Below are 15,477 nucleotides of genomic sequence, written 5' to 3'. Positions count from 1 at the left end.
GACAGCGAGCGCCTGTTTTACCGAAATCAGGCTTATTTTGCGCAATTTTGCCCCTAAAAATTCCTCAAAACAGCTCAAAGCTGCTGAAATCGGCCTAAAAAACTTCAATATAACTATAAATAGGTATCCGTTCACGTTGCCTCTTTCACGCTTAAGGCACACTTTTTTGCGTCGTTGACAGATCAAACGACTTAAAGAAGATATAAAAGAGAGATAAGTGATGATGAACGCAAACAAATTCAAAACAAGACTGTGCTATGCCACGCTTGTCGCGGCCTGCTCAATGAGCATGGTGGCGTGTTCCGGCGATGATGGTAAAGACGGTGAAGATGGTCAGCCTGGTGGTAACGTTACTACGTCGGCTGAGGTGTTAACTGTAACCATCGACAAGACCACGATTACAGATAATACCCTTAGCATCGATTTTAGTGCCGAGAACGAACTCGCTATTCCAGTCATTAAGATTGCTGCAATCAAGATCAATGCCGCCCAACTATTGCCACAAATTGAAGGTGAGCGCTCACAATGGCAGAAACTTGCCAGCGAAACCTGCTCACCAGAAAAGGGTTGTGACGGTAACTTAGTCGACAACATGGATGGTAGCTATAGCTACACCCTGCATGCGCCATTAGTCGCTGGCGATATTGCCCACAACGGCGATTTTACTCAGCGCGTACTGTTTAAGGTACTGGAAACTGACAACCTGCCAGCCACCGAAGTGATTACTGACTACAATCTAGATGGCAGCGAGATCAGCGACAATCGCAGCATCATAGATGGCAGCTCATGCTTAAGCTGTCACGATGATATCGCCTCGATTAAGCATGGCGGCGACAACATTGAAAACTGTGCCAGCTGCCATACCAGCAACTACATGTCAGACGCTAGCAAGGTGTGGCCTGTACTAGCTCATACCGTGCACATAGGTATCACTCCACAAGCGTTGGGCAACTGTACGACTTGTCACGCTAAAGAAGTCAGTGAAACAGAGCTACAAGCAACTAACTGGAACCTAGTACCAACGCGTGAGACCTGCTCTAGCTGTCACGATATGACCACTAACCCTGTTTACGATCACAGCACTCAGCCTGATAACGGTAGCTGCTTGACCTGTCACTCACCAGAGAACACCTATGATGTTCATATGAGCAAGTCAGAAAAAGCGGTTGAGGAAGATCAACGTAATATCGTCAACATCAGCCTAGAAGACGCTAAGCTGGTTGAGCAAAACGGCGAGCATTTCGCAGAAATCAGCTTTGCGCTACTTGATAGACAAGGTCAGCGTATCGCCGTTGCCAATAACAACCCAGCTGACGCCGACTGGATTAAAAACCTGCAGCTTTATGTCAACTGGGGCACCTCGGTAGACTTCACCACCAGCCGCGGTTACAGCATCTTCGTTAAGAGTAACAAGAAAGACATTACTCAAGATGGTAGCGATGGCATCACTCCAGCGGGTGAGCGTGCGCGTACACCACTACACAAGTCTGAAGGCAATGTGTTTACTTACCTTATGGGTCCCGTTGTTACCCAAGATCAGTTCTCAGGCGATCTACTCGGTGATGCAGGATTTATCACTAACCGTATGATTTACTGTTTCGACAGTGCGCAAAATCTAGTGAGCTGTGATCAGGCTGGCCATACTAAAAATGCTGAAGTTAACAAGCGTTGGTTCTTCGACAAAGATGGACTCACTGAAGCACCAGAAGCTAAACGTCCTTTGATTGTGAGCAACAAAACTTGTGGCTCGTGCCATGGTTACGATGAGTTTAACGACAACTCTGAGCTAGCCTGTCGTAACTGCCACAGCCGCAAAACCGAGATCAACAAAGAGCTGGCGGATACCACCTGTTTCTCTGGCCATGACCACGATGAACTCGGCGAACATGTGCGTCCATTTGAAGAGCGCGCTATGGTTGCCAAAGGTAAGCCAGGCTTCCTAAGTTCGACTGCCGATATCGTTGACCCCTGTTTAGCCTGTCATAACCCGAATACGCCACCGACTCAGGCAATTCGTGAGATGCACACTAAAGCGAGTGATTGGGACTTTGTTGAGCAGCTAACCGTAAGCCACCCAGACCACAAGGTATGGATGCACTCACTTCACACTAACCAACGTGCGACTCAAGACCGTGAAAATGGTGTGCGTAACATCGAGTTCCCAGCCGACAAAGCTAACTGTTATCGTTGTCACGAAGGTGACACCTTCGGCGTTGAGCGCCTAACCGCTGTGGGTCGTCCATTGGCACTGGATCTGGACTACAACCCAGACTCAAGAGTTCACCCAGCAACCGATATCACGATTGATGCTTATACCTCACCAGTCTCAGCGACTTGTTATGCGTGTCATGCTAAACATGAAGATGCCGACGGTAAGATGGTAATTAACAAGGCTGTGCGTGCGCATATGGAGCAAAACGGCGGTCGTTTCGGTGTGACAGCTAACGAGCTACAAGTAGAGTCTTGCGGCGTTTGTCACTCACTAGACAACCTTAAGAAGGTGCATAACCTTTAAGGTTAACACCGCAAATAGTAATTGATGTCCCTGCAAGCACATCAAGCAGCTCAACGCTCTGCGTTGAGCTGCAACTTTTTTAGCGTTCGATTAAAAAACCTGTAAATATGTGTGTGCTAGCCGTGCTAAATAACACAACCTTCATGCAAATCTGGAAGTGGCTCAAAGTTTACGGGCTAAAATTTCCATCGCTTTAAACCTATGCGAGTAGATAACACTGAATTAGTAATGTCTAGCAAGGAAGTTACGATAAAAAAACCTGTAAATATGTGTGTGCTAGCCGTGCTAAATAACACAACCTTCATGCAAATCTGGAAGTGGCTCAAAGTTTACGGGCTAAAATTTCCATCGCTTTAAACCTATGCGAGTAGATAACACTGAATTAGCAATGTCTAGCAAGGAAGTTACGATAAAAAACCTGTAAATATGTGTGTGCTAGCCGTGCTAAATAACACAACCTTCATGCAAATCTGGAAGTGGCTCAAAGTTTACGGGCTAAAATTTCCATCGCTTTAAACCTAAGAATATACTGAATTAGATTTCCATTTTGTTAGAGAATTTTTGTGCAGCTCACTCCTAAGTTAAGCTTAAATGTGGCCCAGCAACATCTATTTGATGCTGAAGACTCGTCACGTATTGAACTCAGCTATGCCGAGACCGCAGTGCTGCAACTCATGCTCAAGCATCAGGCCACCCTTATCACTCGCGAAGCCTTACTCGAAGCGGGCTGGCACGACAGAGTCGTTTCCCCATCGTCTTTACAGCAATGCATCAGCGTACTGAGAAAGAAGCTAGCAAACTATCCAGAGATCGAGCTAAAAACCATTCCACGCCACGGCTATATTCTGCATTTATCAACCACAGAAAAGCCCAAGAAAATCACAGCCAAAAATAAGGCTGCCGGGCTGTTTTCCATTGCGGTTTTCGCCTGTTTATTACTGATGGCTTATGGTTACGCTACCCATAATCAACCGCCTTACAGTGAAACCCAAATAGATAGCCAGTTAAGCCAAGTTAAGGGCGAGATGACGCTATTCTCTCCTAGGCAAAATGAGACGATTTCGGCCTCTAAAGCCAATAAAAGACTTAGCAATCAGATAGGTAACGAGTTAGATTGGCGAGCCCCTTTCAAGACCTTTAGCAGTTTTGGCCTACTCACAGATAAAATGGACAACTTTGCTATCTGCCCAGATTACCAAGATAAAATCTGTAGCGGTAAGCAGCTCATTAACATCAGTAGCGAAAAAGACCATGGCAGTAAGCTTGCTCTCTCTAACTTTCTGACCACCAAGATTAGAATGGAGCAGAAAACCTATAACAAGCTGGATCTGCCTGAGCTTAGAAAACATCAGGGAGAGTTAAAGGAGCAGATCTATCATGGCGATCTGTACTTCTCTATTGATGATCACCGCCTCGTACGCAGCGATATCCGTATCTCACTAGTGGATCTAGCACCAGACAGTGGCATCTTCTATTTTGCCGCCTGCATTACCGATGAGGACTGCTATACCACACCTATTCGCTACGAGATCCGTGGTCAGTTCAAACGCACTACACAGAAGTGGCAGCAGCGTAAGGTGGAGCGCTTCGATATCGAGGTCAGCAAGACGACACTCTCTTCTCCTGATGCGCTATCGGATACCGCGCAAATTATCTATCTTGCCCTTAGAAAGCAGCACCTAACTCAAGCAGGGGTGAGTTTTTACCGCGTCTATCAAGACGATGGCACGGCAGTTTGGCAGTTACCCATGGTTAATCAGAACATGATGTGGATGCAGCGACAGACACTCAAATTATGATCCCTTGCCTGAGTTGTTATATAATCTAGTCTCTGTTCCTTTAGGCTAAAAACTCAATGTTAAGTTATCGTCACGGCTACCACGCTGGCAATTATGCCGATGTTCTCAAGCACGCTATTTTGCTGCAAGTGCTCAAACTCATGCACAAAAAAGATAAGCCAATGGCTTATATCGACACCCATGCAGGTGCGGGCGGCTATGCGTTAACCGATGAGTTTTCAAAGAAAACCGGTGAATACCTAGATGGTGTTGCCAGACTTTGGCAAAGAACTGACCTACCCGAGTCATTAGAGCAGTACATCGAAGATGTGAAGCACTTTAACCAAGGTAAAGAGGAGCTGGAGTTTTATCCAGGCTCTCCGGCTTTTGTTGATATGAACATGCGTGAAAAAGACCGCATGGTGCTACACGAGCTACACGGTACAGATTTTCTAACCTTAGAAGAGCAGTTTACTGGCGATCGCCATGTTCGCGTGATTAAGGGCGATGGCCTCAAAGGCTTGATTGCCGCAGTACCGCCACTGGAGCGTCGCGGCGTGATTTTGATTGATCCAAGTTACGAAATTAAGACCGACTACCAAGATGTCGCCAAGGCAATTATTAAGGCGCATAAGCGTTTTTCTACTGGCGTATTTATGCTGTGGTATCCGGTTGTAGATCGTGACCAAACAGAAGGCATGCTTAAACTACTCGCTGAAAGCGGCATCAAAAATCAGCTGCGTATCGAGCAAGCGATTAAGCCTGATAGTAATGAATTTGGCATGACTGCAGCAGGACTGTGGATCATCAATCCACCTTGGCAGCTAGATACTACCGCCAAAGAGATGCTAGATTATTTAGAGCGCCGTATTGGCCATAACGGCGGCAAGACGGTTGTTAAGCAGGAAGTGCCTGAATAAAAGATAGGTGCTAGGACCTAGGTGCTAGGACCTAGGTTCGAGGTCCTAGGAAATGCTAAGACGAGGTCGGGCTTCACCCTGCGAGGACGTGACTTCGTCACTTCGAGAAAAAGAAAGATCCTAGGTACGAGGTTCTAGGCCCTAGGAAAAGCCAAGAAGGAAAATCAATAATCAAAAGATTACCGGCGCTACGAGTCAGCTTTGGCCTTTGCTTTTAATCTGTTAGCTTTTCCTAGCAGCCAACTTGTTGGCGTCCTAGCAGTGAGCTTGCGAACGTCCTAGAACCTAGGTCCTAAAAACGAGCTTGCGAACGTCATAGAACCTAGGTTCTATCTCCTAACCTAATCCTTATAAACACTCTGTATCATCGTTAAGCTGGCGACTAAACACCCCAAGAATTGCGTTTAGGATCCCGACTTCGACATCTTTATTATCTTGCGTCGATGCTACCGAACTCTGCCCTATTTGTTCTCTCTGCTCTCTTTGCTGTTCGTTACGATGCGCGCCGCTGACAAAGTCACATCCGGCATTTGCCACTGTTGTTGACGAACATGCCATACTGTTTAATGCCAACAGTGCCAGTAATATTACCGAAATCCGTTTCATATTATTCCTATAAGTTAATCCTTTATTAAACCATACCACTTTCCAGAGCCTAGATTCTAGGAAGAGCTAAGACGACAGATCCTAGGTGCGAGGTTATAGGCCCTAGGAAAAGCAAAAGATTTAGATCAGCCTATCTTCAAGCCTGCCTAGCAGGTGCGAAGCACCACCCTAGAACCTAGGCCCTTCCTTTCCCCTAACTAAGCACCGAATGCAGCTCGTCAAACAGCCAGTGCATCACAGGGCCTATCTGCTTATCACGGCGATTTACCACGCCCATCTCAACCAGTAACGGCTCGGTGATATATTCGGTCGACAGAGACGCGAGATCATCGATATACCACTCTGACTTTGCCACGTGCTCAGGCACCAATGCCCAGCCAACGCCCTGCAGAACCAAGGCGACGATGTAGTAATAACTATCGATATACCAATAGTTTGCCGACAGCGGCTTGGTATTCGAGTGCCCAGCTCTATCGCAGATTGCTAACTGGCGATATTGCATCAACTGTTCAAGCGTCGGCGCAGAAACCGCTGCCAAAGGGTGTGATGGCGCGACCACTAGGCTCTGCTTAAACTGGCCAATCGACATAAACTCAAGCGAATCAGGTAGTAATAAAGTCGCGTGAAACATGATGCCGATATCGGCTAGTCCCTCATCGACCCAGATAGCAATATCTTCCTGGGAGCCATTAATAATGGTGAGTTTCAGTAGTGGGAACTTGCTTGAAATCCGCTGAAACAGAGCTTCAAATGCGTTGACCGGCACCGCCTCATCCATCGCAACCGTTAACACCACCTCTTCACCCGAGGTTACCGTCATCGCTCGTGCATTAAGACGCTGACACTGAGCAAGCACTGACTGCGCCTCGATAAACATCTCCTCGCCTAGCGGAGTAAGTACAGGCAACTTAGCACTACGATCAAAAAGCTCGAAGCCGAGCCCGGCCTCTAAATTGCTGATTGCGGTGCTGATCCGCGATTGCGCCTTACCCATCTTCCTCGCCGCTGCCGAGAAAGAGCCTAGTTTTACTGAGTTAACAAACGCACTGAGCTCATCGAGCGTCCAATTCATACCTTTAACCTGCCCAACCTATATCTAAAACAGATAGAAGCTAACTTTATTCAATCTGAATAACAGAGTAACTTGCCGCTCATTATTCTCCAAATTTTGTACCTAAATGTTAGCCCAAAGTATCGAAAACAACTCAAACGACTCCATTAGCCGTACCTTTTGGCGTTACACCCTGCCAGCAATTGCTGCAATGCTGGTTAACGGCCTATATCAAATTGTCGATGGCATCTTTATCGGCCATTACATCGGTTATGAAGGCTTAGCCGCCATCAACATGGCCTGGCCGGTTATCTACTTTATGGTGGGTTTTGGCATCATGATCGGTATGGGCAGTGGTAGCTTGTTGTCGATTCAACGTGGCAAGGGCGATACTAGCGCTGCCCCGACAATTTTGACCACCAGCTTGCTGAGCATGTTGGCACTAGCAGTCGCCTCCAGTGCAATATTATCAATCTTAAGCACCTTCTTCCTTGAGGCTCAAGGCGGCGCAGGCACAACCTTAGTCATGGCCCAAGACTATATTAGCGTCTTCAGCTGGGGCACCGCTATCACCATCATAGCCTCGGCACTGCCACTACTGATCCGCAATGATGAGAGCCCCAATATCGCAACAGGTCTAATGGTATTGGGCGCCTTTATTAATATTGCACTCGATTATCTATTGATCGGTGTCTTCGAGTTTGGCTTACTTGGCGCCGCGATTGCGACAATTACCGCCCAGCTAACGGTTTGTATACTCGGGCTGGTGTACTTTTGCTCGCGCATTAGCAATATCAGCTGGCCAAGTAAATTTCGCTATTTCAATGCGTCCTTTGCCAAGCAGATCGTACTCTTAGGTTCATCGAGCCTATTTATGTACCTGTATACCAGCTTCGTTTTTGCCCTGCATAATCGACTCTTTATCGAATATGGCACACCGTTAACTGTAGGGGCATTTGCGATTGTTGGCTACCTTATGGTGCTGTATTACTTGGTCTCCGAGGGAATTGCTGAGGGTCTGCAGCCTCCGGTGAGTTATTACTATGGCGCCGAGCAACACGCCAACATAAATAAGATGCTTAAGCTTTCTATCAAGGTGACACTCATTGCGGGTACGAGCTGGATTCTATTACTCAATGCGATCCCTGAGACTATGGTAAAGCTGTTCAACAGCAGTGATAGTGAGTTGATTGCAACGGCTGTCGATGGCATACGCATGCATCTATTTGCCATGCCTCTAGACGGTTTTATTGTTCTGTCTTCAGTGTACTTTATGGCGACTAATCAAGGCGTCAAAGCACTGGTTATCGCTTGCGGCAATATGCTTATTCAGCTGCCATTCTTGATGATTCTACCTAAGTTTTTCGGCGTCGACGGAGTGTGGATGGCGATGCCAATCTCCAACATCGCTCTGTGTCTAATTGTGGTGCCTTTAGTTTGGTTAGATGTCAAAGCGCGGGCTCGCAAATTCGGGCCGACAACAACTGAGGCTGTGATAGCAACCGCCTGAACCCGGCACTAGGTTCTACGATAGCGCTTTAGCAATATCTGCACTCGCTCAACATAGGCTTGGGTCTCGGGGTAAGGTGGCACCCCATTATACTGCTCTACTCGGGAGGCCCCAGCGTTATAGGCTGCGCAGGCTAGAGCGATGTCGCCATCGAAGCGCTTGAGTAACAATGCCAGGTAGCGGCTACCCGCCAAGATATTTTGCTCGGGATGGAAGGCATCGCTTACCCCTAGCTCACCAGCGGTTGCTGGCATCAGCTGCATTAAACCTTGAGCGCCAGTTTTTGATACTGCAGTCGATTTAAAAGCCGATTCTGCGTGGATCACCGCACGAATGAGGGCGGGTTCCAGCCGATACGCTCTTGCCGCCATGGCGATCTGCTGCTGATATTGAGCGGTAAAAAGTGGAATGGTGTTCCAGTTAATATTGGACTGCGGCTTACAGGCGTAGCAATCAAACAGCAATACCTGATAATGCCCCTGCTGCGGTGCATGATCGCTAAACACTAGCCCGCCATCAGCACTCAGATAGTGGTAAACCTTTTCGCCTTGCTGCAAGGTCACTCCAGTGCTTGGAGAGGTGTTGTGCTTATCATTATTAGAAACGGTTTTGCCCAGTACACTCTTACTCGACGGCTTGGCGACAAAGTGAGGCTTATCCGTCTCAGCGATTGCAGCCACTGAGGTTAATAGCAAACCTATCAGCACTCCCTGCTTCATCATAATCCGGTTGTTCGCTCCAGTTGCAGTACATCAACTATAGCAAATAGTTGCTTCATCTCTTTATTGATCTGACTGAACTCATATTCAAATGTCGCAGCCTTGAAGATGGACGTCATCTCGAAGCGGTTGTCTTTACTGCCTAGCATGATCAACAACTTATTACGGTAAAAAGCACATTGAATTTTATTGCCAAAACTGGCCGATAGCTCCTGCAGTCGCTCCATAAAAGTCACGGTTAACAGGTAACGGGCTTCTATTTGATCGGTAGAGAACACATCAAACTGTTTCTCGAAGATTGGATCTTCAAGCTTTACTCGCTCCAAGCCCTTAAATGAATCAGATAGGAAATTAACCAAACCACCACGACTCTTCACCACCACGGTATGGCCGCGAAAATCTTTATGGTTACTGAGCTCAATCATCACCCCTTTAAAGACGGTAACGGTATTGGTATTTTTCTCGCGCTTAACCTGCTTGGTTAGATGCAGTTCGTTAATAGCGATCTCAATGCTCTTATATGTACCCTGCACATAATCATCAAAATTAGCGGCATCGTAATAGGGCAGTAACTTCGACGCCTTTAGTGTAGCAAGACTCATCTTATGCTCTCGGCAAAAGATAAAGTCATGGCCAAAGTATTTAAAAATTAGCGGGTAAATTCTCTGCTTCACATCGGCTTTATAATGCTTAATCGGATTGAACACCCACCAAGCAAACGGCAGTGCCAGTACTACTAACCCAATAAGATAGATGATCATAGGATCTGAAATATTTAAGTAAGGCGTAAACATAAATGCCAAGGCCACGATACCAAGATAGATGGCGCTGCAGAGATATAATCGCTGACGACAGGACTTTAGACTCGCTACTCGTGCACTTTCAAACTTACTCGTTAACGGTTCAAGGTATTGTTGGTAATACAGCTTAAACTCTGCAAGCTCATTTGGGGCTGCAGTTAAATTATTACTGTTACGGATAGGCTTTATCGGCGCACCAAATAGGAAGCTAAAGATATTCATTTTATTGCCTGTACGCTGCAAAGCGATTTAATAGCGACAAGAATCCGCAGCGCAACTCTGCGCTGCAGCAATGATAAGGAGGGATTACCTTAGATAATCAGTGGCATTTACCGGGGCCTTTGATGCCTCATCGGCTTCATAGAAAGGCATCACCTTCACATTTGCTATCGATGCAATGATAGAGCCGGGGAAGATCTCTACTGCGGTATTTAGCTCTGATACTGCAGCGTTATAGAAACGACGTGCAGCAGACAGCTGAGCCTCAACCTCGTTATAGGTCTGCATCGCTTGTAGCATGGTATTGTCTGACTTCAACTCTGGATAGCTTTCGACACTCACCATCAACTGTGACATCTTTTGATTAAGCTTCTCTGATACTTCGAGGTGAGTTTTTACGGCAGCGGGATCGACGCTATCATAACCTTTAGTGGCTAAGGTTCTTAATTCGGTGATCTCTGTTAGCAGAGACTTCTCATGATCCATATATTTTTGCGCAATCTTGAGAATATTGGGCACGAGGTTAGAGCGCTTCTTAAGCTGAACGTCTATGCCCGATAGCGCCTCACGCCCCGTATTACGTTTTTTTATTAAACTCACGTACCAAAGGTAGGCAATAATCACGACTAAGCCTGATCCCAACAAAATCCCTTCCATCTCGGCTTCCTATTTATTTTTTTAATTGAAACGGCTTCACTTTCACCTTCTGAACTATATGCCTTTTAACCAAAATAAAAGTGATACGCCATTTACTTATAACTCATAATGTTACTTATTTAACCAATGAAATCTAGTCTCTCTATAGATTCACCGCCAAAATTTAGTGTTACTTTTTGAGCAAGGGGGCAAGGAACTGATAAGAAAACAGAATAAAACTTCAAATAAACAGACACTAATCTCATCTTAATCGATTTTATTTACTAAGCAGCGGCAAAAAACATTAGTTGTATACTATCCACTCACGATAGAAACTAATCAGTTATAAAATCAATAACTAACGACATTATTAAACCTGTGATTTTTTGAACTAAGTAAAAATCTTTCAATTGTTTTTGGCGAGTAAATCAAGAGATCAGCCTCATTTATCAGCAATTTTGTTTAACTTTAAGCTTACGCTTTCATTTATGTGGCTTTCTTTATCAACCAAGGTTAATTGCACACCAATGTGTTCAGCTTAGATACAGCTTACCTTAGCTATAGTAATCCCAATCCCAACGGAAACGGTTAATCAATCCCTTTTGGACTCATCCTATATGAGTCCTTTTTTTTGCCTGAAATTCACTAATCCTCTTCTGCTTCTTTGCAACTTCCCCCCCTGCAAAGCCGTACAAGCACTAACAATTACGACCTATTTCACTAACAACAAATAGATCGATTTAAGGTTTAATTAATTTTAACCACCCATCATGCTACATAGGCTTAATAAATATTTAATACAATTGACACAAAAGTAGCCCCACATTAGCTGTCACTCCAGCGCACAGAACAACAAAAATAACAAAACGAAAAGCATATTGAAGGAAGACACGATGAGCAGTAATGACGGCGATAGCTTGCCTTTATCTAGCCAAGCCCCCTTAGAGCCCAGTAACAAACCCAATGGTTGGTTTGTCCGCTTCTTAAACGGGGTGGAACGGCTCGGAAATTTACTTCCTCATCCCATTACGCTATTTGCACTATTCTGTGCTGCAGTTGTGGTCATTAGTGGCATTGCGGGCTATTTTGAATTAACCGTTGTTGACCCAAGACCAGAGGGTGCATCGGGTCGCAGTAGCGATGGACTTATCCATGTTGTCAGCCTGATGAACGCTGAAGGCTTACGAATGATAGTCTCGAACCTAGTGACTAATTTCACAGGCTTTACGCCACTAGGCACTGTGCTTGTTGCGCTACTTGGTGTCGGCATTGCCGACCGTTCAGGCCTGTTGTCGGCCGCTATGCGCTTACTCGTGATGGGGGCATCAAAACGCTTAGTCACACTCACATTGGTGTTTGCTGGTATCGTATCGAATACCGCATCAGAACTAGGCTACGTGGTATTAATCCCAATGGCGGCGATGATATTCCACTCCTTAGGTCGTCACCCACTTGCCGGTCTCGCAGCCGCTTTTGCTGGCGTATCGGGTGGATATAGCGCTAACTTACTACTGGGAACCGTTGACCCATTACTATCGGGGATCACCGAAGCTGCAGCGCAGATGATCGACCCAGACTACCTTGTTGGCCCAGAAGTAAACTGGTACTTCATGTTTGTCTCCACGTTCTTAATCACCTTCCTTGGCGCACTCGTTACCGAAAAAATCGTTGAACCTAAGCTAGGTAAATACGATGTGAGTGAAGCAGCAACCGACCTTAGCCAGCAAAAAATGGACAGTGTTAGTGCCCTCGAAAAGAAGGGACTTAAGATTGCGGGACTGACGATTTTAGTCATGTCGGCAGTGTTAGCACTCACCATAATTCCTGAGGGCGCGCCATTAAGAAACCAAGAAACAGGCTTAGTGGCAGGTTCACCTTTCTTAAAGGGCATTGTGGCCTTTATCTTCATCTGCTTTGCCATTCCTGGCTTAGTGTATGGCCGCATTGTGGGCACCATGAAGCGCGATATTGATGTGATTAACGCCATGTCTAGCAGCATGAGCAGCATGGGCATGTATATTGTGTTGGTGTTCTTCGCCTCGCAGTTTGTGGCTTTCTTTAAGTGGACTAACCTAGGTGCTGTATTAGCGGTATCTGGCGCGGATGCCTTAAATGCAGTGGGCTTAACCGGACCACTGGTATTTGTGCTGTTTATTATGATGTGTGGCTTTATCAACTTGATGCTTGGTAGTGCCTCTGCGCAGTGGGCGGTTACCGCACCTATCTTCGTACCTATGTTGATGTTGGTGGGCTATGCACCTGAAACCATTCAAGCGGCTTATCGAATCGGAGACTCGGTCACTAACCTTATCACCCCTATGATGAGTTACTTTGGTCTGATCTTGGCGGTGGCCTCGCAGTATAAGAAGAACTTAGGTATCGGTACGCTGGTCGCCACTATGCTGCCATATTCAATCGTATTCTTTATCGGTTGGACCTGTTTCTTCTTTCTCTGGGTATTTGTGATTGGTTTACCCGTCGGTCCGGGCGCTGCAACCTATTACACACCTTAAAAGAAGGTTCTAGGAAAGGCTAAGACGAGGTCGGGCTTCGCCCTGCGAGAGCGCGACTTCGTCACTTCTAGGAAAGGATTAAAAGATAGGTCCTCGGTGCGAGGTTCTAGGGAAAAGCTAAGAAGGTAACAGCCGGATAAGGCCGGGTTAAATCCGGAAAAGCAGAAAAGCAAAAGATAACAATGTGCCTGATTTTGATTGTATAGCAGGACGAAGTCCGCTCTAGCCGCGAAGCGTTCCGTCCTAACCGTGAGCCTGCGAACGCCCTAGGTCCTATCCCCTAGCAGTGTACTTGCAGTTACGACTGCCATTTTATAGCCCTGTGTATCAAAGCCTGCCCATCACTAATAACCTTTTCTCTATAAAGCCGTGCTGTGCGTCACTATTGCACTTTATGCTTTATTAATAAGCGATTATTTAAGGTTCAATTAATTTTCTTTATCCATGATGCCAGCACCTTCGATTAAACCGAAGTCAGCACCATAGCGCCAACGCGTCGCTATTCCAGCCGCTGAAAATCAAAAAAACACCAAAATAAATAAAAAATAATAAGAACATTTTGTAAGGAAAAAACCATGAGCAGCAATAACGGCGATAGCTTACCTATGTCAAGCGACGCCTCTTCAGATCCTAATAATCAACCCAGTGGTTGGTTTGTCCGCTTTCTTAACGTGGTTGAAAGACTAGGAAACCTATTACCTCACCCCATTACCCTTTTCGTAATTTTTTGTGCCGCCGTTATCGTTATCAGTGGCATAGCGGGCTATTTTGAGTTAAGCGTTGTTGACCCCAGACCTGAAGGCGCATCAGGCCGCAGTAGTGACGGTATGATCCATGTTGTCAGCCTGATGAATGCTGAAGGCCTGAGAATGATCGTCTCCAATTTGGTGACTAATTTTACAGGCTTCACACCACTAGGCACCGTATTAGTCGCCTTGCTGGGTGTCGGCATTGCCGATCGCTCAGGATTGCTATCTGCTGCGATGCGCTCGCTGGTTATGGGCACCTCTAAACGCTTGGTGACACTCACAATTGTATTTGCAGGTATCGTCTCAAACACCGCAGCAGAGCTAGGCTACGTGGTACTTATCCCAATGGCGGCGATGATTTTCCACTCCTTAGGTCGTCATCCACTGGCGGGCCTTGCGGCCGCTTTTGCCGGTGTATCGGGTGGCTATAGTGCGAACCTACTGCTCGGAACCGTCGATCCGCTGCTATCGGGGATCACCGAAGCCGCGGCGCAGATGATCGACCCCGACTACACCGTTGGCCCAGAAGCAAACTGGTACTTCATGTTCGTCTCAACCTTTCTCATCACCTTTTTAGGTGCATTCGTCACCGAGAAAATTGTTGAACCTAAGCTAGGTAAGTATGATCCGAGCGAGGCTGCAAGCGACCTTGGTGAACAAAAGATGGATGGTGTAAGCGCCATCGAAAAGCAGGGGCTAAAGGCGGCAGGACTGGCGGTTTTAGTCATGTCGGTACTATTGGCACTAACCGTTGTACCTGAAGGCGCCCCCCTTCGGAATCCTGAAACGGGCCTAGTGTCAGGCTCTCCCTTCTTAAAAGGGATCGTCGCCTTTATCTTTATCTGCTTTGCAATCCCGGGACTCGTTTATGGCCGAATAGTTGGCACCATGAAGCGTGATGTGGATGTGATCAACGCCATGTCTCACAGCATGAGCAGCATGGGCATGTATATCGTATTGGTGTTCTTTGCCTCGCAGTTTGTCGCTTTCTTTACTTGGACCAACTTAGGCTCGGTACTGGCAGTCGCAGGTGCTGACGCATTAAATGCAATAGGTCTCACTGGCCCGTTAGTTTTTGTCGTGTTTATTGCCATGTGTGGTTTTATCAACTTAATGCTTGGTAGTGCCTCAGCGCAGTGGGCAGTGACAGCTCCGGTGTTCGTGCCTATGTTGATGTTAGTGGGGTATGCGCCTGAAACCATTCAGGCGGCTTATCGAATCGGTGACTCGGTGACGAACCTAATCACCCCGATGATGAGTTACTTCGGCCTGATCTTGGCCGTCGCGTCGCAATATAAGAAGAACCTAGGTATAGGTACGCTTATCGCCACCATGCTGCCTTACACTATTGTGTTCTTTATTGGTTGGACGAGCTTCTTCTTTATCTGGGTATTTGGATTTGGATTGCCTGTAGGGCCAGGTTCTGCAACTTATTATACGCCTTAGAAGGTAAAAGATAGG

General features: G+C 46.5%; 11 protein-coding genes. 6 read left to right on the top strand and 5 right to left on the bottom strand.

Annotation, left to right across the window (positions count from 1 at the left end):
• Positions 1-220 precede the first annotated feature (220 nt).
• From SHAL_RS01065 to SHAL_RS01055, 3 genes are all read left to right on the top strand, one after another.
• Complete coding sequence (locus SHAL_RS01065) at positions 221-2,515, top strand: multiheme c-type cytochrome (protein ID WP_012275344.1); 2,295 nt, start codon at positions 221-223, stop codon at positions 2,513-2,515.
• Between the two features lie 563 nt (positions 2,516-3,078).
• Entirely contained in the window at positions 3,079-4,314 is a 1,236-nt protein-coding gene (locus tag SHAL_RS01060; protein ID WP_012275343.1) for a winged helix-turn-helix domain-containing protein, read from the top strand.
• Positions 4,315-4,370: 56 nt separating this feature from the next.
• Positions 4,371-5,213, top strand: coding sequence for a 23S rRNA (adenine(2030)-N(6))-methyltransferase RlmJ (locus tag SHAL_RS01055; protein WP_012275342.1), 843 nt, complete (start codon positions 4,371-4,373; stop codon positions 5,211-5,213).
• A 348-nt stretch (positions 5,214-5,561) separates the two neighbouring features.
• Here the strand turns inward: SHAL_RS01055 and SHAL_RS01050 are convergent, their stop codons facing one another.
• Together SHAL_RS01050 and SHAL_RS01045 are read right to left on the bottom strand one after the other, a co-directional pair.
• Positions 5,562-5,819: a hypothetical protein gene (locus SHAL_RS01050; protein WP_012275341.1), complete on the bottom strand. Its 258-nt coding sequence runs from the start codon at positions 5,817-5,819 to the stop codon at positions 5,562-5,564.
• 193 nt (positions 5,820-6,012) lie between these two features.
• On the bottom strand, positions 6,013-6,891 hold the full coding sequence (locus SHAL_RS01045; protein WP_012275340.1) for a LysR family transcriptional regulator: 879 nt from the start codon (positions 6,889-6,891) through the stop codon (positions 6,013-6,015).
• Between the two features lie 106 nt (positions 6,892-6,997).
• Here SHAL_RS01045 and SHAL_RS01040 point away from each other — a divergent pair, with 106 nt between their 5' ends.
• The gene (locus SHAL_RS01040; protein ID WP_012275339.1) at positions 6,998-8,380 is read left to right on the top strand and encodes an MATE family efflux transporter; all 1,383 of its coding nucleotides are present in this window, start codon (positions 6,998-7,000) and stop codon (positions 8,378-8,380) included.
• 8 nt (positions 8,381-8,388) lie between these two features.
• Here the strand turns inward: SHAL_RS01040 and SHAL_RS01035 are convergent, their stop codons facing one another.
• The 3 genes from SHAL_RS01035 to SHAL_RS01025 form a co-directional block, all read right to left on the bottom strand.
• Complete coding sequence (locus tag SHAL_RS01035) at positions 8,389-9,102, bottom strand: lytic transglycosylase domain-containing protein (protein ID WP_012275338.1); 714 nt, start codon at positions 9,100-9,102, stop codon at positions 8,389-8,391.
• A complete protein-coding gene (locus SHAL_RS01030; protein WP_012275337.1) occupies positions 9,099-10,121 on the bottom strand; it encodes a DUF3137 domain-containing protein in 1,023 nt (340 codons plus the stop codon). The genes SHAL_RS01035 and SHAL_RS01030 overlap by 4 nt, the downstream gene beginning before the upstream one ends.
• 84 nt (positions 10,122-10,205) lie before the next feature.
• The gene (locus tag SHAL_RS01025) at positions 10,206-10,775 is read right to left on the bottom strand and encodes a LemA family protein (RefSeq protein WP_012275336.1); all 570 of its coding nucleotides are present in this window, start codon (positions 10,773-10,775) and stop codon (positions 10,206-10,208) included.
• 872 nt (positions 10,776-11,647) lie between these two features.
• On the opposite strand from SHAL_RS01025, the gene SHAL_RS01020 reads away from it, so the two are divergent.
• Both SHAL_RS01020 and SHAL_RS01015 read left to right on the top strand, forming a co-directional pair.
• Positions 11,648-13,267, top strand: a complete 1,620-nt coding sequence (locus SHAL_RS01020) for an AbgT family transporter (RefSeq protein ID WP_012275335.1) — start codon at positions 11,648-11,650, stop codon at positions 13,265-13,267.
• A 575-nt stretch (positions 13,268-13,842) separates the two neighbouring features.
• Positions 13,843-15,462, top strand: coding sequence for an AbgT family transporter (locus tag SHAL_RS01015; protein WP_012275334.1), 1,620 nt, complete (start codon positions 13,843-13,845; stop codon positions 15,460-15,462).
• The last annotated feature ends 15 nt before the right edge of the window (positions 15,463-15,477 follow it).

Source organism: Shewanella halifaxensis HAW-EB4 (assembly GCF_000019185.1).
Lineage (GTDB): Bacteria > Pseudomonadota > Gammaproteobacteria > Enterobacterales > Shewanellaceae > Shewanella > Shewanella halifaxensis.
The sequence above is the reverse complement of the archived record's forward strand: the minus strand, read 5'-3'. Positions and strand labels throughout refer to the sequence as shown.

What these genes read in the sequence shown, in the direction of transcription:
- SHAL_RS01015 (WP_012275334.1), top strand. Translation starts at nt 13,843, where the DNA reads ATGAGCAGCAATAACGGCGATAGCTTACCTATGTCAAGCGACGCCTCT.
- SHAL_RS01045 (WP_012275340.1), bottom strand. Translation starts at nt 6,891, where the DNA reads ATGAATTGGACGCTCGATGAGCTCAGTGCGTTTGTTAACTCAGTAAAA.
- SHAL_RS01020 (WP_012275335.1), top strand. Translation starts at nt 11,648, where the DNA reads ATGAGCAGTAATGACGGCGATAGCTTGCCTTTATCTAGCCAAGCCCCC.
- SHAL_RS01035 (WP_012275338.1), bottom strand. Translation starts at nt 9,102, where the DNA reads ATGATGAAGCAGGGAGTGCTGATAGGTTTGCTATTAACCTCAGTGGCT.
- SHAL_RS01025 (WP_012275336.1), bottom strand. Translation starts at nt 10,775, where the DNA reads ATGGAAGGGATTTTGTTGGGATCAGGCTTAGTCGTGATTATTGCCTAC.
- SHAL_RS01055 (WP_012275342.1), top strand. Translation starts at nt 4,371, where the DNA reads ATGTTAAGTTATCGTCACGGCTACCACGCTGGCAATTATGCCGATGTT.
- SHAL_RS01065 (WP_012275344.1), top strand. Translation starts at nt 221, where the DNA reads ATGATGAACGCAAACAAATTCAAAACAAGACTGTGCTATGCCACGCTT.
- SHAL_RS01050 (WP_012275341.1), bottom strand. Translation starts at nt 5,819, where the DNA reads ATGAAACGGATTTCGGTAATATTACTGGCACTGTTGGCATTAAACAGT.
- SHAL_RS01030 (WP_012275337.1), bottom strand. Translation starts at nt 10,121, where the DNA reads ATGAATATCTTTAGCTTCCTATTTGGTGCGCCGATAAAGCCTATCCGT.
- SHAL_RS01040 (WP_012275339.1), top strand. Translation starts at nt 6,998, where the DNA reads ATGTTAGCCCAAAGTATCGAAAACAACTCAAACGACTCCATTAGCCGT.